Annotated in this window: 20 protein-coding genes; 14 read left to right on the forward strand and 6 right to left on the reverse strand. The window is 54.4% G+C overall.

What is annotated here, in order from left to right; translation table 11 throughout:
* The first annotated feature begins 17 nt into the window (after window positions 1-17).
* The 11 genes from HUN04_21650 to HUN04_21700 all read left to right on the forward strand — a co-directional run bounded on the left by HUN04_21650 (window position 18) and on the right by HUN04_21700 (window position 9400).
* Window positions 18-920, forward strand: coding sequence for a PhzF family isomerase (locus HUN04_21650; protein WDP92182.1), 903 nt, complete (start codon window positions 18-20; stop codon window positions 918-920).
* A 17-nt stretch (window positions 921-937) separates the two neighbouring features.
* On the forward strand, window positions 938-1480 hold the full coding sequence (locus HUN04_21655; protein WDP92183.1) for a hypothetical protein: 543 nt from the start codon (window positions 938-940) through the stop codon (window positions 1478-1480).
* A 167-nt stretch (window positions 1481-1647) separates the two neighbouring features.
* Window positions 1648-2139, forward strand: a complete 492-nt coding sequence (locus tag HUN04_21660) for a hypothetical protein (GenBank protein WDP92184.1) — start codon at window positions 1648-1650, stop codon at window positions 2137-2139.
* A 13-nt stretch (window positions 2140-2152) separates the two neighbouring features.
* Complete coding sequence (locus HUN04_21665; protein WDP92185.1) at window positions 2153-2581, forward strand: hypothetical protein; 429 nt, start codon at window positions 2153-2155, stop codon at window positions 2579-2581.
* A 2-nt stretch (window positions 2582-2583) separates the two neighbouring features.
* A complete protein-coding gene (locus HUN04_21670; GenBank protein WDP92186.1) occupies window positions 2584-2823 on the forward strand; it encodes a hypothetical protein in 240 nt (79 codons plus the stop codon).
* A gap of 496 nt (window positions 2824-3319) precedes the next feature.
* Window positions 3320-4177: a class III cytochrome C family protein gene (locus HUN04_21675; GenBank protein ID WDP92187.1), complete on the forward strand. Its 858-nt coding sequence runs from the start codon at window positions 3320-3322 to the stop codon at window positions 4175-4177.
* 117 nt (window positions 4178-4294) lie between these two features.
* Window positions 4295-4936 (forward strand): dTMP kinase, encoded by a 642-nt coding sequence (tmk, locus tag HUN04_21680; protein WDP92188.1) that lies wholly within the window; start codon window positions 4295-4297, stop codon window positions 4934-4936.
* Between the two features lie 16 nt (window positions 4937-4952).
* Window positions 4953-5369 carry a DUF3842 family protein gene (locus HUN04_21685; GenBank protein WDP92189.1) on the forward strand — a complete coding sequence of 139 codons (417 nt, stop codon included), beginning with the start codon at window positions 4953-4955 and terminating at the stop codon, window positions 5367-5369.
* 28 nt (window positions 5370-5397) lie between these two features.
* Window positions 5398-5589, forward strand: a complete 192-nt coding sequence (locus HUN04_21690) for a CooT family nickel-binding protein (GenBank protein ID WDP92190.1) — start codon at window positions 5398-5400, stop codon at window positions 5587-5589.
* Window positions 5590-5691: 102 nt separating this feature from the next.
* Window positions 5692-6744 (forward strand): hypothetical protein, encoded by a 1053-nt coding sequence (locus HUN04_21695; protein ID WDP92191.1) that lies wholly within the window; start codon window positions 5692-5694, stop codon window positions 6742-6744.
* A gap of 1 nt (window position 6745) precedes the next feature.
* The gene (locus HUN04_21700) at window positions 6746-9400 is read left to right on the forward strand and encodes a cytochrome ubiquinol oxidase subunit I (protein ID WDP92192.1); all 2655 of its coding nucleotides are present in this window, start codon (window positions 6746-6748) and stop codon (window positions 9398-9400) included.
* Window positions 9401-9470: 70 nt separating this feature from the next.
* On the opposite strand, the gene HUN04_21705 is transcribed toward HUN04_21700, so the two are convergent.
* The 3 genes from HUN04_21705 to HUN04_21715 form a co-directional block, all read right to left on the reverse strand.
* Window positions 9471-10502 (reverse strand): Hsp70 family protein, encoded by a 1032-nt coding sequence (locus HUN04_21705; protein WDP92193.1) that lies wholly within the window; start codon window positions 10500-10502, stop codon window positions 9471-9473.
* Between the two features lie 236 nt (window positions 10503-10738).
* Window positions 10739-12145, reverse strand: a complete 1407-nt coding sequence (gltA, locus tag HUN04_21710) for an NADPH-dependent glutamate synthase (protein WDP92194.1) — start codon at window positions 12143-12145, stop codon at window positions 10739-10741.
* Between the two features lie 32 nt (window positions 12146-12177).
* Window positions 12178-13011 carry a sulfide/dihydroorotate dehydrogenase-like FAD/NAD-binding protein gene (locus tag HUN04_21715; GenBank protein ID WDP92195.1) on the reverse strand — a complete coding sequence of 278 codons (834 nt, stop codon included), beginning with the start codon at window positions 13009-13011 and terminating at the stop codon, window positions 12178-12180.
* A gap of 381 nt (window positions 13012-13392) precedes the next feature.
* On the opposite strand from HUN04_21715, the gene HUN04_21720 reads away from it, so the two are divergent.
* Window positions 13393-13986, forward strand: a complete 594-nt coding sequence (locus HUN04_21720; GenBank protein ID WDP93367.1) for an FKBP-type peptidyl-prolyl cis-trans isomerase — start codon at window positions 13393-13395, stop codon at window positions 13984-13986.
* Here the strand turns inward: HUN04_21720 and HUN04_21725 are convergent.
* Both HUN04_21725 and HUN04_21730 read right to left on the reverse strand, forming a co-directional pair.
* Window positions 13983-15248, reverse strand: a complete 1266-nt coding sequence (locus HUN04_21725) for a mandelate racemase/muconate lactonizing enzyme family protein (GenBank protein ID WDP92196.1) — start codon at window positions 15246-15248, stop codon at window positions 13983-13985. The two genes, HUN04_21720 and HUN04_21725, sit on opposite strands and share 4 nt — an antisense overlap.
* Window positions 15249-15281: 33 nt before the next feature.
* The gene (locus HUN04_21730) at window positions 15282-17219 is read right to left on the reverse strand and encodes a phosphoenolpyruvate carboxykinase (GTP) (protein WDP92197.1); all 1938 of its coding nucleotides are present in this window, start codon (window positions 17217-17219) and stop codon (window positions 15282-15284) included.
* 230 nt (window positions 17220-17449) lie between these two features.
* On the opposite strand from HUN04_21730, the gene HUN04_21735 reads away from it, so the two are divergent.
* Window positions 17450-18373 carry a PHP domain-containing protein gene (locus HUN04_21735; GenBank protein WDP92198.1) on the forward strand — a complete coding sequence of 308 codons (924 nt, stop codon included), beginning with the start codon at window positions 17450-17452 and terminating at the stop codon, window positions 18371-18373.
* Between the two features lie 57 nt (window positions 18374-18430).
* Window positions 18431-19876 carry a GGDEF domain-containing protein gene (locus HUN04_21740; protein ID WDP92199.1) on the forward strand — a complete coding sequence of 482 codons (1446 nt, stop codon included), beginning with the start codon at window positions 18431-18433 and terminating at the stop codon, window positions 19874-19876.
* Here the strand turns inward: HUN04_21740 and HUN04_21745 are convergent.
* On the reverse strand, window positions 19873-20631 hold the full coding sequence (locus tag HUN04_21745; GenBank protein ID WDP92200.1) for an amino acid ABC transporter substrate-binding protein: 759 nt from the start codon (window positions 20629-20631) through the stop codon (window positions 19873-19875). The two genes, HUN04_21740 and HUN04_21745, sit on opposite strands and share 4 nt — an antisense overlap.
* Window positions 20632-20728: the final 97 nt, after the last annotated feature.

Raw genomic sequence — 20728 nt, forward strand, 5'->3', positions numbered from 1 at the left:
GCGTTAAAGGATTCGTAATGGAAAAATATATTGTCTACCAGATAGATGCATTCACAAGAACAAAATTCAAGGGCAATCCAGCCGGTGTCGTGGTCAATGCGGACGGGCTCTCTGACAACCAGATGCAGACAATTGCAAGGGAATTGAATAATTCGGAGACCGCATTTTTGTTCCAGCCGGATGGCAATGACTGTGACGGCCGAATACGGTATTTTACGCCAACAACTGAGGTGCCGACCTGCGGCCATGCAACCATTGCCGCCATGTATGCCAAGGCCATTGAAGAGGACCTTGCCCCATGTGTGTTGAGCATCAAAACGAGAATAGGGGTGCTTCCCTTTGAAATCCGGCGATCAGGGGACATGGTAAAAATATGGATGACCCAGGGGGAAATTGAGATCGGCCAGCCGCTGCCCCGGGATATTCAAGAAAAAATCATCTCATCCCTTGGGTTGTCCGATGGGGATCTGGATGTGAGGTGTCCCATTCAAATTGCATCCACCGGCCATTCCAAGGTAATGATCGGCATAAAAAGCAGGGAACGGCTTAATGGGCTTAAGCCGGATTTAAATGGGCTGAAAGAACTGAGCAAGCGGATTGATTGCAGCGGCTATTTCGTCTTTGTCCTGGCCCTGGACAATCCACATGTCCAGAGTCATGGCAGAATGTTCGCCCCGGCCATCGGGATCAGCGAAGATCCCGTCACAGGAAATGCAAACGGTCCCCTGGGCGCCTACCTGGTTCACAATGGACTGGCCGGATCTTTAAATGATTCTTTCTCCTTTATTGGCTCGCAGGGTGAAGCCATTGGAAGGGAGGGGGCCGTAGAGGTGCAGGTGTCCATTGAGAATCAAACGCCGGTGCTGGTAAAAATTGCCGGCGAGGCGGTGGAGATTTTTAAGACGGTTATCGAATTATAGCAGGGCAGACCTTAATCATGGCCTATTCAATTGAATTGTATTTCGATACCGGGTTTGAAAGAAAAATTTTAAAATTATGGGAGCTTCTTTCAGAATCTGGGCTGCCTTCGATTATGCAGAAAATAGGCAGCCGTCCCCATGTTGCCATATCTATTCTGGATTCAATTAATAAGGCGGACATCCCCGGGATTCTCCGGTTCCTTGAAAAACGGCATCACCCATTTGAGATCCTTTTCCCGGCGATTTCCCTGATTCCGGGCGGGCATGGGGCTGTGGTCCTTTCTCCATCACCCAATGGCCGGTTGATTGATATCCAGAATGATCTGTATGATCACCTTATTGAAAGGGGATATTCGCCCAGGGCGTTTTATCAGCCGGACAACTGGCTGCCCCATTGCACCGTTTCAAAGGAAATGGCGCTGGATGAAAGCATTGAGACCATCCGGATCTGTGCGCAGGCCTTTGTCCCTGGCCCGGCAACGGTTGCGGCGGCTGGAATTATTGAGTTCCGGCCGAGGAAGGAATTGGGGACCTGCCGATTGGGGGAATACCGATCCTGACCGTCCAGATGTCGGCGCCTCCAGCGTTACTATGGAATGCCCTGGTACCCGTGATCCAAAAAACTTGATTATTTATGTAATTAAAGTTATATTTTCTGCCCTAAACCGCTGGATGTACAAGGGAAAGCGGATGCAAACTGACGCTGCGTAAGGAAAGGAGAGGGAATATGAAAGGTCTAAACCTGGGGCGGTACGCCGGTATCGGTATCATTTTGTTTTGCACGATGATGGTATCTGTTGCCTTTGCCGGCGGGGAGCCCGTGTCAAAAGAGGACAGGATTCAGCATCAGAGGATGGGAAAACAACAGGCCGGGCATTTTACCGGCAAGGCGGACGTGGTTTATGAAAAGGATGGGTGGCGCCTCAACGTTTTTATTACCCAGAAGGGGAGCCGCTCCCAGGGAAGCCACGGCATTCTGCTGAAAAACGGCAAACCGGTGAATGGGAAAAAGGGGGAAACCCTTGAAACCGCCATCGGTACCCTGCGGTACCAGGGGCCTTTTGGCATGCGGGCCAACCTGTGGGACAGCACCGGCTGGGTCATGGTTCACGCCCTTGTCAAACCCGAATGGACATACCAGATAAAACCGGGGCCAGCCAGGCCGAACCTGGAAGGGCTTGAAAAGGCGCTGCAGGAATCCAGCAGGAATAAAGAATAGGGGGGAGGCTTTCATGGACAAGAGAATCAAATGGATATGTCTTATTCTGTTCTGCGGTGTATTTCTATGTACGGCCGCACTGGCTGCCGGGGATCAAAAGGATAAAAAAAAGAAAATCGGTTCCGATACCCAATACACGATGAAAGATAAGAAAAAATCGGACAGGAAGAAGCAGGAGGGCCTGGACAAGGTGGCGCCGAGTCTCAAAAAAGGTGAAAAGGCCGCAGGCGTCCTGGATAAACTCAGCCAGAAGATCGGGAAACTTGTAGACAAGGTCATGCCGGCCCCGGGTGCGAAAGAGATGGGCAAGGCTGCCGGCAAAACCGCCAAGGTGGGGGCCAAGAAGGCGAAAGAGTGGCGGACAAGGGGGGATGCCGTGGTCAGTGATTCCGGAGAACTCAAGATCTGGAACGAGAAAACCGGAAAATGGGAGGATTTCTGAACATGGGGATTTCAGACTCCCTGCTCGGGCTGGCCATTTTTCTGGGGCTCATGTTCATCGGATTCCTGTTTGTCCTGATACGGGGGAAAATCCATGGCGAAAAACCGTTGAAAAATCATCGCGGCCCGGCCGTGGAATTCCCGGAATCATCCTCCCGCGAAAATGATGGGGGGATGAACGCTGTCATGGACCGGGAAGCGCTACTGGGGGGCGATGTTACCATGGACAGCAACGATCATTAACCCCGGCCCATGCGGGTGACAATCTGATGTCCGGCCCCGGCAACCCTGGGGCGACCGGCATCCATTCTTGGGGGAATTCTCCTTGCCGGCCTTTGGGGGAAGTGGTAATCTTAATCATTATTAACCCGACGGATAAAAGGCAGGACGATATGAAAATACGGATTCCCGCGCCTTTATACCACTTCTTTCCCATGCTCAGTGTGATTACCGGCTTTACCATGGTTGCACTGATTCATCACCCCTTAAGTATCCTGACTGCGGCCGGACTGTATGCATATGCATTCCGGATTTTGTGGTTGCGGGCCTAAAAGTGCGGTTTTTTTCCTTTCTGAAGCGATTACATGTTGATTTTATAAGCAACAATTAATATAGAAGGGGCAATTAGAATTTTAGATCAGCAAAAGGGGTAGTATATGTGACATAGACGGTTGATTCCTACAAACCACCGTCACATCCGGTAAATAGAATAACAGCCAATATTTGGAGAGAAGAGACCATGAAACGTACTTTCATTGCAGTATCTTGCCTTGTTATTTTTCTCATCACCAGCGATGCCTTTGCCCAGGAACCCCAGCAGACCCTTGATCTGCCCACGGGCACCATGACGCTTGTGGCCCCTGAAGGGTCCGAGCGGGAGGCCAAACGCTCACCGGTTCTCTTTCCCCACTCTCTTCATTTTGGTTATTCCTGTAAAGACTGCCACCATAAGTGGGACGGATCCAGCCCCGTGCAGAGCTGCGCCACGGCTGGCTGCCATGAAAATCTCTGGGCCTCCATTCCCGGAACCACATCCGATGACGAACCAAAGGTCAAATCCCTGACCGGTGCCTACCATCAGGTCTGCCGGGACTGCCACCGCAAGGAAGTCAAACTCCAGAAGGACCAGGGGATAAAAGATGTTGTCACCGGGCCCATCGCCTGCGACGGATGCCATCCCGACCCCCATTCCGACATTGAAAATTCCGAAGAAAGCATTTCCGTACCCCTGGGCAGTTTGATGATCAATCCGCCCGAAGAGGTGGATGCCAAAAAGGGCCCGGTGAATTTTCCCCATGGCCAGCATTTTGAATTTGCCTGCCAGTCCTGCCACCATGACTGGGACGGGGAGAGCGAAGTGGAATCCTGCATGAGCTGCCATGAAGAGCTTGAACCCACCACCGGCCGGAACATAAAGAATCCGGACAATATCATGTATTATCTGGCGGCCTACCACAATGTCTGCCTGGACTGCCACAGGGATACCACAAAAGAACGAAAGGCCGTGATCAAGGCCGCTGCCAAGGAAGGCAAGACCCTTAAAGACGAGGCGCTTCCCAAGGCCGGCCCTGTGGGCTGCAACGCCTGCCATTCCTGATCATCAGCCACCCGGGATTTATAAACCTGGCAGGCCCGCATTGCTGCGGGCTTGCCAGGTTTGTTGCGTATTGGTATAAGTTCAGTTTTGAGATTTAGATAATTTAAGGATAGCAGTGTGGGAAATAGAGCAAAAGGGCGGTTTCTGGTTTTTGAAGGTATAGACGGCTCCGGAAAGAGCACCCAGGCCAAGCGCCTGTTTCAGCGGCTGGCGGATATGGGCAAAGATGCGGTATCCACCTTTGAACCCTCGGACGGGCCCGTGGGACGGCTGATCCGGAAAATGCTGTCAGGGGAGGTCCCCGTGGACCAGCGGACCATTGCCTCGCTTTTTGCCGCCGACCGCACCGATCACCTGGTAACCCCAGGGGCCGGGGTGACGCATTGGGTGGATGAGGGCAAAATCGTGGTTTGCGACCGGTATTATTTTTCGTCCTACGCCTACCATGCCCAGTACATCGACATGGACTGGGTGATCCGGGCCAACAGCCTGAATGCGGATATTCTGCGCCCCCATGCCACCCTTTTTATCGACGTGGAACCCGAGGTCTGCCTGGAACGGATCAAAGCGGCAAGGGAAAAGCTTGATATCTACGAAAAAATAGATATTATGAGGCAGGTCCGGTCCAATTATTTTAAGGCCTTCGACCGGTTGAAGGATGAGGAAAGAGTTATCGTCATCGACGGCAACGATACCCCTGAAAATGTAGCGGCAGCCGTCTGGAAAGAGGTCCGGCGGTTCATCGAACCCCCGGATTAATGCCAAAAGGAGTTGAATGAAAAGAATCTGTGTGATTGACGGCCAGGGCGGGGGCATCGGTTCCACCGTGATCAAGCGGCTCAAGGATCGTTTTGAGGAGCGGGTGGAAGTGATTGCCCTGGGCACCAATGCCATTGCCACGGCCCAAATGCTTAAAGCCAGGGCAAATAAGGGGGCTTCCGGGGATAATGCCATTGTCCAGACCGTGAAAAAGGCGGATGTGGTGATCGGCCCCGTGGGCATTATCATGCCCCATGCCATGATGGGAGAGGTTACCCCGGCCATGGCCGAGGCGGTCTGCCAGTCCGATGCCAAAAAGGTGCTGCTGCCCCTGACCCAGGAAAATATTTCCATCGTTGGCGTGACGGGATTCCCCCTTCCCCAGCTGGTGGACGAACTCATTGATACCCATTTGGGGCTGCTGAGCCCCTAAACCCATATTAAATCCAGGAGCTTTGATTATGTGTGAAGCCAATGCATATCTCATGGAAGAAAACGGTGAGGAAACCCTGCTCATGGAAGCGGTGGACAAGGTGGAGCCCGATGAAAACGGTATCCGCCTGATTTCTATTTTCGGAGACCAGAAATTCGTCAAGGGAAAAATACATTCCCTCTCCCTGGTGGACCACAAGGTTTATATCAGAACCGAATAAAAGATCAGCCAAATGACGGAAAAAGGCGGGTAGGGGGCTTTCGATGCCCGTTACCCGCCTTTTTAAATTTGACGATACCCTAAAAAAGATAAGGAGTGAAACATGACTCCGCAGATTCTTATTCCTTTGCCGGATACCATTCCGGTGCACTGGGGATGGTTCCAATTGCTGCTGACGGTCACCTTTTTGCTGCATCTGCTTTTCATGAACGCCATGCTGGGCAGCGGCATCATCGCCCTGGTACGGGAGTTTAAAATGGACGCCAGAGGGGACCGGCTCAATCATGAAATGGCTGAAAAATGGCCCTACACCATTGCCCTGACCGTAAATATGGGGGTGGCGCCCCTGTTGTTTTTACAGGTGCTCTACGGCCATTTTATCTATACCAGCTCCATATTGATGGCGGTGTACTGGATTTCGGTTATTCTGCTGCTGATCATCGCCTATTATGCGGCCTATATCTACGATTTCAAATTTGAAGCCATGGGGCAGGCCAGGAAAATTTTTATCGCCATCGGCGTGATTCTTCTCCTCTGGATCGCGTTTGTCTTTTCCAACAATATGGTGATGATGATCCGGCCGGAGGCCTGGCAGGCCTATTTCCGCAATCCTTTCGGCACGGTGCTGAGCCTGTCCGACCCCATGCTGGTGCCGCGCTACCTGCATTTTGTGGCGGCCTCTGTGGCGGTTGCAGGTTTGTTCCAGGCCATTGTATGGAAGATGAAAAACAAGGATGACGGGGCGGTCCGCTCAGGGCTGAAATGGTTTGCCTGGGCCACCTGCCTCCAGTTTGCTATAGGAATCTGGTTTCTTCTTTCACTGCCCCATGGAAAGATGATGCTGTTTCTGGGCGGCAGCCTCCTGCATACGGCGCTGCTTGGCTGCGGCATCCTTATGGCTGGCGCAGCCCTTTTTGCGGCGGTGCGGGGCAATGTTTGGGGGGCGGCGGGGCTCACCCTTGCCCTGGTCCTGGACATGGTGCTGGTCAGGGACCTGTTGCGCCGGGCCTTTCTGGCGCCGTACTTTTCGCCGGAGGATTTGACAGTGGTGCCGGAATACTCCCCCATGGTACTCTTTCTGGTGTCGTTTGCCCTCGGGCTGGCCCTGATCGCCTATATGCTCAAGATTGCCGCGTCGGCGGGAAAGGAGGCCTGATATGAATTATCCGGTGTGGGAACTCCATACGGCGGGCGGCGGCCTTTTAATCGCGTGCATGGCCGTGGTCCATGTCTATGTGGCCCATTTTGCCGTGGGCGGGGGGCTCTTTCTGGTATGGGCGGAAATGAAAGCGTACAGGGAAAGCTCCCCCCTGCTTCTGGACTATGTAAAGGCCCATGCCAAGTTTTTCCTTTTGCTGACCATGGTCTTCGGCGGGATCACCGGGGTGGGCATCTGGTTTACGATAGCGCTGCTGAATCCCTCTGCCACCTCCACCTTGATTCACACCTTTGTCTTTGGCTGGGCCACTGAGTGGGTCTGTTTTCTGGGGGAGATCATCGCCCTTTTCATCTATTTTTATACCTTTGGCACCATTTCAGAAAAGGCCCACCTTAAAATCGGATGGCTTTATTTCATTTTTGCCTGGCTTTCCCTGTTTCTGATCAACGGGATTATCGATTTCATGCTCACCCCGGGCCAATGGGCGGAAAACGGCAGTTTCTGGTCCGGTTTTTTCAATCCGACCATGTGGCCGGCCCTATGTTTCAGAACCTTTATTGCCTTTATGTTTGCCGGAATTTTCGGATTTCTGACCAGCATGTTTATCACGGATGACAAGGCCCGGACATCCATGAACCAAAGCTGTGCCCTGTGGATGATTATTCCCATGGCGCTGATGCTGGTGTCCGGGTACTGGTATTTTAACAGCCTGCCCCTGCAGGTGCAGGCCATGGTACTAAAAATTTCTCCTGAGTTTGCCCCCTATTTTCAGGCATTTTTCCTGGGCACCGGACTGCTTTTTACCGGAGCGGTTCTCCTTGCGCTCTCCCTGCCCCTGCCGGTGAAAAAGGTCCTGGCATTTTTGATCCTGGCCATGGGGCTGGTCTATATGGGCGGGTTTGAATTCATCAGGGAAGGGGGGCGGCGTCCCTGGGCCATTTACGGCCATACCTACGCCAATGCCGTCCAAAAAGCCCAGGTTGAAAAGATTAACCGGGACGGGTTCCTGGCATCGGCCACATGGATATTCAACAAAAAAATCACCCCGGAAACCAAACTGGCCGCCGGGCGTGAGCTGTGGCGCCACCAGTGCGCGGCCTGCCATTCCGTGGGCGGTCCCATGAAGGATATCCTTGAATTGACAAAGGGCCTGGAAATAACCGGCATTGAATCACGGCTGGACGGCAACGGTAAGCTCTCGGCCTATATGCCCCCCTTCATGGGAACCCCTGAAGAACGCAGGGCCCTTGCCGCATATATCCTGGAGGGGCTCCATGCCCGAAAGCAGGAACCCGTCCAGGTTTTTCCGGCACAAGACAGGGAAGTGAAGATTCCCCCCTTTGACCCGGACAATGACGAATATGTGCTCCTGGCCTGGAATAACCTGGGCATGCACTGCATCTCGGACAGCGATCCTTTCTGGGTGCTTCTGCCCCCGGCCAACGATCTGTTTGCCCTGCTCGTGCGGCGGGGGGAAACCCCTGAAATCGTGACCGAGGATATTGAGATCACCTATGAGGCCGATGAGGCGTTTAAAGACCCTTCCGCCCATGTGAAATTCTGGGATCATGCCCAATCGGTTTTCGGAAAAAAACTTGAGAAGAATATCGGTCTTTCAGGCAACGGACTTAGCGGGAAAATGCATTTTTCAGAAGAGCGGAATGCCTATGAGGCCACCCTGATTCCGGTGGTGCCCTATAGGAAAGAGGGCCGTTACGACCCCTATCCCTTGTTCACGGTGAAGGCCGTGGATAAAGCCACCGGCAACACCCTGGCCGTGACCCGTACCGTGGCACCGACTTCCACGGAGATGGGGTGCAAAAATTGCCACGGCGGCCAGTGGCGGGTGGATGGCAAGGCCGGGTTCACCGATGAAACCGCGGCCAATATCCTGGCGGTCCATGACAGGCGTTCAGGCACCAATCTGCTTGAACGGGCAGAACAGGGCAACCCGCAGCTTTGCCAGTCCTGCCACGGGGATCCCGTGCTGGGCACCGAAGGCAAACCCGGGCTGCTCAATTTTCCGGCGGCCATCCACGGCTGGCATGCCAATTACCTGTCAAAACGGGGGGCGGATGCCTGCTACAAATGCCACCCTGCCAGGCCCGAGGGACCCACCCAGTGCCTGAGGGGCGTTCACGCCGGGAAACTGGACTGCACGGCCTGCCATGGGTATCTGGAGGACCATGCCCTGAGCTTGCTCAAAAAAGAGGACCAGGCGAACAAGGCCGGCGCCCAACGTCTCATGGCCCACCTTGAGCCCAGGAAGGTTGCCGCCCTGGATGAGATTAATGCCAGGACTCCGTGGATCAATGAACCGGACTGCCTGGGATGCCATGTGGAATTTACCCGCCCCGACCCGAAAACCGCAGATGCCTTTAACAAATGGACTGAAGGGCCGGATGCACTTTTCAGGATGCGCCACGACGAGACCTACAGCATCATGTGTATGGCCTGCCACGGCGCCACCCATGCCGTGTATCCGGCAAAGAACAAACTGGGCGCGGACCTTGACAATATCCAGCCCCTTCAGTACCAGAAGAACCGGTTCCCCATGGGATACCAGCGCTGTTCTGCCTGCCATACGGTGCCCGTTGAAGATGAACCCATCCATCATCCCATGGCCCCAAAGGCATTGGTCCAGGATAAATGAAAACCGCCATGGAAAAAGAATGTTGAACGGGCCGGCTGAATCGTCGGCCGGCCGTTCATTACCGGCTTTTTTAATCCTTTGGCCAATTGATGCGGGAGGTCAACTGCCTTATTTGTGAGCGGGTCAGCTCAACCTTCAGATGCAGGGGGCCAGAGGCATCCGCCGTGACAAAGGGCAACACCACGGTTGTTGTTTTTGAGGCCGATAATGCATCCAAGGCTTTGCCGGCCGCTTCAACCAGGCGCATGACTGCCATGGCATCTTTTTGGAGATCAATGCCGCTGTCTTTCCGGAATTCTTCTGTTAAATGAAGTGAAACAATGACCAGGGGCCACAGTTTGGACCGGGTGAGCACCATATCCAAATGCTTCGGCCCTGAGGTTTCTGCCGTGATAAAGGGCCGATAGAGCCGGGTTTGTTTTAAGCGGGACAGCTCTTTTTGGGCTTTGTCCGCTGCTTCATTTAGGCGGTAAAGGGCAAAGGAATCATTGTTGAGGTCGATGCCCTCTTCTTTGCGGAACTCCCCTATTAAATACGCCCGGATGCAAAGGGCAACATACTCACCGGTGGGCTGGAGGGTTGCCGGGACCGCCGGCCGAAGCGTCGCTGTTGTCTGGCCTGGTGACGGGAGGGGTTTAACTAAGCCCAGAATGCCCTGGAGTGCAGGCGGGGTGACCGGTTTTGTCCCGGGGGTTTTGTTCCCGTCCCCTGGAGAACCGGTCATGGCGGCGATGTCTGCCAGCAGTTTTTTTAATTCATGGTCATGGGCGCCGCCCTTCCATCCCGAAAGATCTGCCGTGTGGATTCTGCGAAAACCCATGGGGGGCCTGATGTCCTCTATCAATACCGGGATGAGTATGCCCCGGGAGCGCCCCTCATCAGCCTCGTCTCCCACCCAGTCCGATCCCACCGATGACAGGGACCATAGGACGATGAGGCACCGGGCATCGGCAATGGCTTTTTCAATGGTCTGGGCAAATCGTTTCCCGGCAGGGATTTTGCGGTCCCACCAGACCGACCAGCCCTGTTGGCTCAGGATATCGGCCAGGGCGTTGGCAATCTTCCGGTCCTGGCTGGCGTAGCTGATGAAAATGTCTGCCATGGTTTGGTCCATTTCTTATTGCTTTGGGTGCACATTCAGGCTGAGAAGCAGGACCGTATTTTACAAAAGATGTATGCAGGCTGAACGGTATGAGAGAAAATTTACCAGTATTGGAGGCGGTAGTAAAGGGGTTTGAGCCGACCGGTGCCAGATTGCCGGCCTTCTCCGGAAAATGCAAAAGGCCGGCTGAATTTTCAGCCGGCCTTTGGGGATCTAATCCTGGATCCTGAAACGGATTACCATCCCAGGGTCAGGAAATCATGCATGGAGTCGGCGGCCGCTCGGCCGGCACCCATGGCCAGGATTACGGTGGCGGCACCGGTGACGATGTCGCCGCCGGCCCATACGCCCCGTTTGGAGGTCTTGCCGGTGGCCTCATGGGCTTCGATATTGCCCCAGCGGTTCAGCGCAAGGTCCGGAGTGGTGTTGGTGAGCAGGGGGTTGGCGTTGGAGCCCACGGAGACCACCACCAGGTCCGTGTCAATCTTGAATTCGCTGCCTTCAACGGGCACGGGGCGGCGGCGGCCCGAGGCATCGGGCTCGCCCAGCTCCATTTTCAGGCATTCCATACCGGTAAGCCGTCCGTCATCATCGGCGAAGAACTGGGTGGGGTTGGTCAGCAGGACAAACTCAATGCCTTCCTGCTCGGCATGGTGGAGTTCTTCCTCCCTGGCCGGCATCTCATCCCGGGAACGGCGGTAGACCACTTTTACGGAGTCCGCACCCAGGCGCATGGCGGTACGGGCCGAATCCATGGCCACATTTCCGGCCCCCAGGACCACCACGTTTTTACCCCTGGCAATGGGGGTGTCGTATTCGGGGAAAAGGTAGCCCTTCATGAGGTTGGTCCGGGTGAGGTATTCGTTGGCGGAGTAAATGCCGATGGCATTTTCGCCGGGCAGGTTCATGAACCTTGGGAGCCCAGCGCCCACGCCGATATATGCGGCGTCGTATCCTTCTTCTTCAAAGAGTTCGTCAATGGTGACCGACGCGCCCACAACGGTGTTGCACTCGATGTTGGCCCCCATTTTTTCAAGGGTGGCCACTTCCGAGGCCACGATTTCCTTGGGCAGACGGAATTCGGGGATGCCGTATACGAGAACCCCGCCGGGTTTATGGAAGGCTTCAAAGATGGTCACATCGTGGCCCTTGAGCAGCAGGTCGCCGGCAACGGTGAGGCCCGAGGGGCCGGAACCGATAACCGCCACTTTTTTGCCGGTTTTTTCAGCTACTTCAGGCACTTCTCCGGCGCCGTTCTTTCTTTCCCAGTCCGCGGCAAATCTTTCAAGGTAGCCGATGGCAACGGGCTTTCCTTTTTTACCCAGGATACATTTGCCTTCGCACTGCTCTTCCTGGGGGCAAACCCGTCCGCATACGGCGGGAAGCGCATTCCTTTCCCACAGCTTGTTGGCAGCGCCGGAAAAATCACCCTCGGCAATGCATTTGATGAAATCGGGGATGAGAACGGACACCGGGCACCCCTCCATGCAGGCGGGTTTTTTGCACTGAAGGCAGCGTTTGGCTTCAGCAATTGCCATTTCTTCGGTCAGTCCCAGGGGCACTTCTTCAAAGTTTCTCCGTCTAACATCAGGATCCTGCTCCGGCATGACCACGCGGTCTGCTTTTACTTTTTTACCAGACATTTATTCCTCCATATATAGACGCCGTAAGCGGTCTATTTTGCTTTGCAGTTTTCGTAGGCTTCCATGGAAGCTTTTTCATCATCAAGATAGGATGCCAGCCGTTTGGCCAGCTCGTCGAAATCCACCTTGTGGCCGTCGAATTCCGGGCCGTCCACGCAGGCGAACTTGGTGTCTCCGCCCACGGAAACGCGGCAGCAGCCGCACATGCCCGTGCCGTCCACCATGATGGGGTTGAGACTGACCAGGGTCTTGACGTCTTTTTCCTTGGTGATGAGGCTGCAGAACTTCATCATGGGGATGGGGCCGATGGCAACCACCAGGTCGATGTCGTCTTTTTCCAGAACGTCTTTGAGGACGTCTGTGACAAATCCGTGGTGGCCTTTGGAACCGTCATCGGTGCAGATATGAAAATTAGTGGAGGCGGCCCGCATCTCTTCTTCCATGATGAGCAGGTCGTAGCTTCTTGAACCCAGGATGGTGGTAACCTCGTTGCCGGCGGCTTTCAAAGCCCGGGTGATGGGATGGAGTACGGCGATCCCTGTGCCGCCGCCCACGCAGACCACTTTGCCTACTTTTTCAATGTGGGTGGGGGCGCCCAGGGGGCCGATGAGTGCATAGTATTCTTCACCGACCTTAAGGTCCCTGAACCGGGCCGTGGATTTGCCGATGACCATGTAAATGATGGTGATTGTGCCCTTTTCAGGGTCGGTATTCGCCATGGTCAGCGGAATCCGTTCGCCTGTTTCATCGGCCTGGAGAATTACAAACTGGCCGGGTTTGGCTTTTTTTGCGATGCGCGGTGCTTCTATCTCGTTGAGGATAATGGTCCCCTGGGCCATTTCCTCACGACGTATTAGTTTTGCCATTCCTTCCTCCTGTTCATTATTAAATCAAGGATAGCCGTCCTTTTAATCCATATTCCAAAACATCGATAATATTCAGATCTTCTTATAAAATCAAGGTTCTTTTGTTGCGGGAATACACAATTTTAAGGAATGCACCGGGCGGGCTTTCCTGGCTGCCGGCCCATATCTATTTGGAAATTGTAAATAAAGGTGGATTCTGGTAGTCTCCGTCACCAGATAACAGATGAGCTAGGGGTGAAAATGAGAATCAAAATACTTGCAGGTATCCTTGTCTGGACTGCGCTGGCCGGGGCGGCCTTTGCTGGTCAAACCAATGAACCGGCAACGGAAAAAAGGGCGAAAACGGTCCGGGTGGAAAAACAATCCGATTTTAAGGATAAAATGTCCTATGCCCTGGGGTATGATGTGTTTTCCCATATCAGCGGCCAGGTCAGCCTGGATATGGAGGCCTTTATCAAGGGCGTGGCTGACGCGCAAAAGGCGCAGCCCAAAATGGATGCAGAGCAGATGAGCCAGATGCTGGCCGCCTACCAGCGCCTGGCCCGGAAGGCAGCGGCAGAAAAATTTGAGGCAATGCGGCAGCAGAACCTGGCCCGGGGCAATGTTTTTCTGGAGGGCAATAAGCTGAAAGAGGGGGTGGTGGTGCTCTCATCGGGACTTCAGTACCGGGTTCTCAGGGAGGGGAAGGGAAAGGTCCCCGGCAGCGACGACAGTGTGGAGTGCCATTACCGCGGCCGGTTGCTGGACGGCACTGAATTCGATTCTTCCTATTCCCGGGGGCGGCCGGCGGTGTTCCAGGTGTCCAAGGTGATACAGGGCTGGACCCAGGCCCTGATCCGGATGCCCGTGGGATCAAAATGGGAGTTGTTCATCCCGCCGGAACTGGCCTACGGGGATGAGGGGGCCGGGGAGAAGATCCAGCCCGGCCAGACCCTGGTGTTTGAAGTGGAACTGCTGGGAATTCTTGAACCCTAAGCCTTTTTCTTCTTTTTGGCATCCACCCCGAATTTTTTCCGGTTGGAATTGATTTTCATGGCGGTGAACAGGCCCTTGTCCCTGATGGTATAAAAGGTGAGCTGCCGCTTGGTCATGGAAAAGGTCTGCTCTCCGTATTTTTTGAGCGCATCCTCATCAATCTCAAAGCCCAGGCCAGGATCGTGGGTGGGCTGGTAGACCCCGTTTTCATGGTGAAAGGGGTGGCGCAGGATGCCGTCCCGTTTTTCAACGGTCCATGAGGGCGGGTTGAACGGGTATTCCAGGGGCTTGGTCCCGGCAAACTCCGAGCCCAGGTAGGCGTGGAGGTTGGCGGCAAAACCGATGCCGTTGGTCCAGGTGTGCGGGGTGAATTTCAGGTTGTATTTCCGGCAGTGGGCAGCCACCTCCATGGCATGGGCAATGCCGCCGGTCATGGTGACATCGGGTTGGAAAATGTCGTAGCACCCCTTTTCGATCATGTACTTTAGCTCGGCCTTTCCGTTGGTGTGGATCTCCCCTCCTGAAATGGGGACCTTGCTGTACTTCCTCAGGGCGGCCAGGGCATCATAATCATCCATGGGCAGCGGCTCTTCCAGCCAGGCCACCCCCATGTCCGCACAGGCGTCGGCAAAGTATTTGGCCCGGTCCAGGTCCCAGAGGGGGGCGTCGTTGACAATGGTGACCCGCCACCCCTGGTTGGCATCCACGCCAATGGTCATTTTGTCGCCCACGGCGTCCACCACGGCCTTGACATGGTCGATATCTGTCTTCACGTCAAAATCATGGACCCGGAGTTTAATGGTTTTAAATCCTTCTGCCAGACGGTTTCTGGCCTCGGCCACCCGGGCTTCCGGATCCTTTATTTCACCGGTGGAGGCGTAAAGCGCCACGGGCTGACTCCAGCCCCCCAGCAGCTTGTATACGGGCTGGTTTTCCTTTTTTCCCTTGATGTCCCAGAAGGCCGGCTCAATCCAGCCTGCCCGCACCCCCAGATAGGAAACCTCCCGGATGCGCTGGAGCATGAGATCAATGTCCGTGGCGTCGTGGCCGATGAGGTAGGGGGCGAGCAGGTTCCCTAAACCCTGCCGTTCCGATGCAATGGCCGGGCCGGCGGAATATCCCTGGATCCCGTCTTTGGTGGTGATCCGTATGAGGTCAAACCTGTTGTCCGTTGCCGGATACCCCGGAATCCAGCTGGGGTAAAAGGTATGGTCCAAAGGGATTCTCACATGGAATAATTCAACCTGGGATATGATGCTCATGGCCCCGTCCTCTCTGCGCTTTTCTTTTATGGATTATTTTTCAAAATACGCCGGCGCTACCACGGCGCCCTCTGTTTCCTTGAGCCCCATAAGGTCCTGCTTCTGCCCGGCCAGGATATCGAAGATGGTTCCCGGGATCCCCTCTTCTTTGGCATAGGCCTTTTCCTGGAGTTCGATACGGCTGATGATATTTTCCGTGTACAGGGCAAACTGCTTGTCGTAAAGGCTTCTGGGGTATTCCTTGTCAATGATTTGCTTGAAAAGCAGCTTGAGGTCCTCGAATCTGGGCAGGTTGCCGATGGGGGTGCACAGGGATTTCATTTCTCCGTGGGCGTATCTTTCCAGCCAGGCCAGCCAGACCTTAACATCTTTTTTCTCTCCCAGAAGTTTGTCCGTGTCCCCGCCCCGGGCCCGGTCGGTGAGGAAATAGTTGAGACCGGCCATCACCGGTTTGTGTTCCCCGGCAATGGCGGGGTTGCCGAAAAATTTGAACTGGGCGTCCATGTAGTCCCCAAGGGCGCCGGGGATAAAGGGGGCATTGGCCCAGGGGGCGCGCTTGACGCCTGAGACGCCGACTTCAGTGGCCGTGGCGGCAGACACGATGCAGGCGCCGATGACCACGCCGGCGTCTGAGGTTTTGGCCACCCAGACGGGCGGCATGGTGTCGGCGTCCCGGCCGGAATAGGTAAATACACGGGTCAGCACCCCGTCGGGATTTTCCGCTTCCGGGGAATAGTTGTCCAGGGAGGAGGAGACCAGGGTGCATCTTGAATTGGGATGGGACATGGGTACGGCTTTGCCATTACCATCTTTTTTGCCTTCAAACCAGTCACCCTGGAAGTTGACACCCTTTGGGGGGTGGGGTTCCATGTTGCCCACCCAGTGGGGGGTCAGGTCTTCATCCACAAGCACATTGGACCAGATCACTTCGTGGCCGGGCCGGCGCAGCACCTTCATGAGCAGGGGATCCCCTTCCTGGTTGACGTCCTCCACAATGCCGAAAATGCCGTTTTCAGGATTAACGGACCGGATGCTGCCGTCTTCTGCGATCCACATCTGGGCCAGGTCGTCGCCAACGAATACGTTGCCGGCCATGGCCGTGGTGGTTTTGCCGCAGCCCGAGGGAGCGGCACCTGCGCACCATGTGGTCCGGCCGCCCGGGCCGTGGATGCCGGTGATAAACATGTGTTCGGAAAGTTCGGTTCCCCGGCCGGTGTATACGGCCTTGTCCACTGCAAAGCGGTGGTTGCCCTTTTTCAACAGCAGGGTGTTCCCGGCATAGGTGCATTTATAGGAATAGGTGGTCTGGTACTGCCGGTCCATGAACACCCGGGCATCGGGCAGGTCTTCGGTGCGGTTCAGGCCTTCGGAATGGACATTGGTGAAAAAATGCCCCTTGGCTTCCACCTCGGCGTTGAAATCGGCAAAGGCGTTTCTGTAAAGCAGTTCTGCGCTGTGGGCCACATAGGCTGAGGAGGTGATCTCCAGGGCAGGGTTTGATACCGGTGCCCCCACAGGGCCCCTCATGTAAAAGCCCACGATCATGGTCATCCCTTCCATGATTCCGGCCATGCTGGACCGGATATCTTCCAGGGCCGTTTCCCTGTCCATGCGGTTGGCAAGGGAGGATACATGGTCTTCGGGGTTGGCAATATAAAAGGTCCGGTCAACGATCCGGCCCTGCTCGTCGGCCAGGTCAAAATGGATGGTATGGTTGTCCATGGCAAGGGAGCGCTCTTCTCCCTTTTCCAGGGCCAGGCGTTTAATAAAGGCTTTGTCCTCGGCCGACCCGGTGTTGATATAGACCCTGTCCGGGCCGCAGAGTGAAACGGCGTTGGCAATCCGTACCAGGATATCCGGGTTTTTGATCTGGGCGATCCTTTCTAAATGGGGTTCGTCCAGTTTCTCTTTGAACAGGTCAAGGGCTTGGGCTGGAGAATCGATTTTTCCGAGGGTGTTCAATACGTCCATTTTATTTTCCAAGATTTATATTGGGTTTACCTTAATATTGTTGATTATTAACACGATTAATTATAAAATTTTCTTCTAACATTTAATCTGTAAAAATCAAATGGAATCTTGGAAAAAAGTGAAAAAACCTTGATTTGCCTAAAAAGCGCCTGACTATTCTATAATGGCGCTTTTTTTTATTCTAAGATGAGAAATGGCGAAAATTACGGCCTAAAAAAGGAAAAGAAACAATGGATAAAACTATATTTGCGGATTTGCACAATCATACCACGGCCTCGGACGGGGATTTCTCTCCGGAAGACCTGGTGGAACGGGCAAAGGAAAAAGGACTGAGCGCACTGGGGATTACGGACCATGATACCCTGGATGGCCTCGGGGCAGGGGGCGCTGCCGCAGAGAGGGCCGGCATGGAGGTGATGCCCGGGGTGGAAATTTCCGTTCGGTTTAAACGGCGTTTTTTTACGGGCACCCTCCATGTGCTCGCCTATTTTGCACGTCACTGGCTTGCTGATACGGCCTTTTGCCGGCGGTTTCGCACCCTGTTGGCCGGAGGCCGGGGGGAAGGGCTGGTCCGGGCCAGAATCCAGAGGATAAACGAAATCTTCGGACCGGGGGGGCGCTCCCCGGTCCTTGGCCGAAACCTGGTGTTCGACGACATTGCCGCATATGCTTCCAATGCCTCCCGCCGGCATTTTGCCCTGGCGTTGTCAGAGCGTTTCGGGATCCGGGACAGGGCGGCTGTCAACCGGATCATCGGCAACGACAGTCCGGCCTACCTGCCTTCCGGGGTGGAACTGGAAGCCGTGGGGGATTTCATCAAAAGCGAACCGGTGGTGGCGGTTCTTGCCCATCCGGCGGCCGGGTCCTTTCCCGGGGACGGCCACTACAAAGAGGTACTGCCCCCGGTGGAAACCGTGGAACGGCTGCTGCCCGAATTTCTGGCGGCCGGCGTCCAGGGGCTGGAGGTCTATTATCCCGGCCACACCCTGGAACACCAGGCTCTGCTCACCGCCTGGGCCCGGAAGTATGATCTCCTGGTGACAGGCGGTTCGGACTGCCATGATGCATCGCAACGGCCTCCCGGGGTCTGCGGTGTTCGGAAGGCCGATTATTTGCGATTGAAAGCGGCTGTGGAAGAATGCGTTGCAAAATGATTGTATTATAATGGTTTAAATGATATTTATCTGCCCGGAATTAAAGAGAAAATAAATATGACCCAGGTGGATGCACCAATGAATGTGGCGGCGTTTTTAAACCAAATGGATTTCGATCGGCTGAAGCCGGTGCTGGACTATATTGCCTTTTCCTTGAAAACCTCTGTTTTTCTTGTGGGCGAAGCGGCCGGGGATATCCTTTATGAAGCCTCCCAAAGCGGCGGGGGAGAGGGGAGGGCGCCCGGGGCAAGAGAGGAAATAGAGAGATGCATCCGGGACGCCCGGCGTGAACATGGGGTAAATATCCACACCTGCAGCCAGAATTTGAAGATCGTTCCTTTTCCCCTGGAGGTTAACGAAACCGTGATCGCCTGGATTGTCATCGGCCCCATTTATATTGCCGACGCCTTGGGCCATCCGCTGCAAAAAACGGGGGCCAAGATCCCGGTGATGACCCGGGAGGCCCTGGATTGCGAGATTCGGCGGATCAAGCCCATCACAGAATCCGTCATGGCCCTGATGCACGATAAGCTGGTGCTCCAAGAGAGCAAAGCACTTGTGGATGCCTCCTATGCCAGGCAGAAACGCATTGAGGGGGAATTGGAAAATACCGTTGATGAACTGGCCACCATATTTGAGAACAGCCAGGTGGGGATTATGTACCTGCAGGGGGGACGGTATCTGGCAAAGGGGAACCAGCGCCTGGCAGACATTCTGGGATGGCAGAATCCGGCGGAGATGGCCGGGATCAGTATGAGAAAGCTCCATACATCCGAGGAGACCTTCAGGGAGTTCGGGGAAAAGTATTTCAATGCCCTGGCCCATGGGATCCAGATCCATATAGAATACCAACTGGCCCGGAAAAATGGAGAACCGGTCTGGTGCATGATTTCGGGCAAGGCCGTGGACAGGCATCGGCCTGCGGATCTGGCCCGGGGGGTGATATGGATCATAGATGATATTTCAAAGCAAAAAGCCTATGAAACAGACTTGAAGCGCTTGTCCGTTACCGATTACCTGACCGGGCTGTTCAACCGTGCGGGATTTGAAACGGCCTTTGAAATTGAAATAAAGCGGGCGCAACGGTTTCAACAGCCCCTTGCCATGCTGTTAATGGATATAGATTATTTTAAATCGGTGAACGATACCTACGGCCATGACGCCGGAGATATGGTGTTGGAAACAATCGGGGCGCTGCTGACAGAATCGTTCCGGGAGATTGATACCATTGCCAGGGTCGGGGGGGAGGAGTTTACCGCCCTGCTGCCGGCTACCGACGAGAAGGAGGCCTTTAAGGCTGCGGAACGGTTCAGGCAGGCGGTGAGCCGGACCTGCAAAGTGTTCAAGGGAAAGGACATCCGGTTTACGGTGAGCACGGGCGTAGCCGTTTACAACGCCGGTGAAAGGTTTGCAGACGTTTACCGGCGGGCGGACCGCGCTCTGTATGCGGCTAAAGATGCCGGGCGGAACGCAACAATGGTCTATTCGGATATCATCCGCTAATGGAAATATTTGAAGAGTATTCTCTGGATAACCCCTTCTTCTTTAATCTGGCGGATCACCCGGTCCAGATCAGGCTTGATCCGGGTGGCGGGAGACCGCTTCGACAGGCCGATATAAAGGTCCACGGCATTTGAGGGCCTGTAAATCGCCTTTTCAAATTTATTTTGAATCCCTGCGGTCTTGATATGGTAGTCCACCTGGCAATCGGTTCCGATGATCAGATCCAGGCGGCCGCTGTCCAGCATTTTGAGCAGCTGGAGTTCACGGGTGACTTTGTGCTTATCCAGTCTTTCATCTGTATCAAATGGAAGAAAATAGGCAGAATCAACCACGTAGCCAATTTTAAAATTGTAAAGATCATCATAGGTCCGGACCAGGTGGCCCTTCCCTTTTTGGGCGTAAAATACTGATGAGCACCCTGAGTAATAGGGCGGGTCGGTGTACAGAATATAAACCTCCCGTTCCTCTCTTTTGGCCACTCCGGTGATAATGTCAATTTCACCTTCCTTCATTAAGCGAAGGGCCCTTATCCATGGCACTTTTTTGAATTTGAATTTTATGGGGAGCCGTTTTTCTATCTCTTTGCACAGATCCACGTCAATGCCTGAAAATTCGCCGTTCTGGATAATTCTAAACGGGGGCCACCCATCCGTCCCGATGACGAATTCGTCTGCCAGGCAGGTGGCGAAACCTGACAGATTCAGTAGCAGCAGGATGCCCCATGTCATTGTCACTGAAATCTTGACAAGTTTCATGTGAGACCGTCCTAAACAATAATTGTCTAATGATTTGAAAATATTTAACAACAGTATATCCCCATACCATTGTCAAAAGCAAGTCCGGAGTTGGCCG

It is taken from the genome of Desulfobacter sp. (assembly GCA_028768525.1).
GTDB lineage: Bacteria > Desulfobacterota > Desulfobacteria > Desulfobacterales > Desulfobacteraceae > Desulfobacter.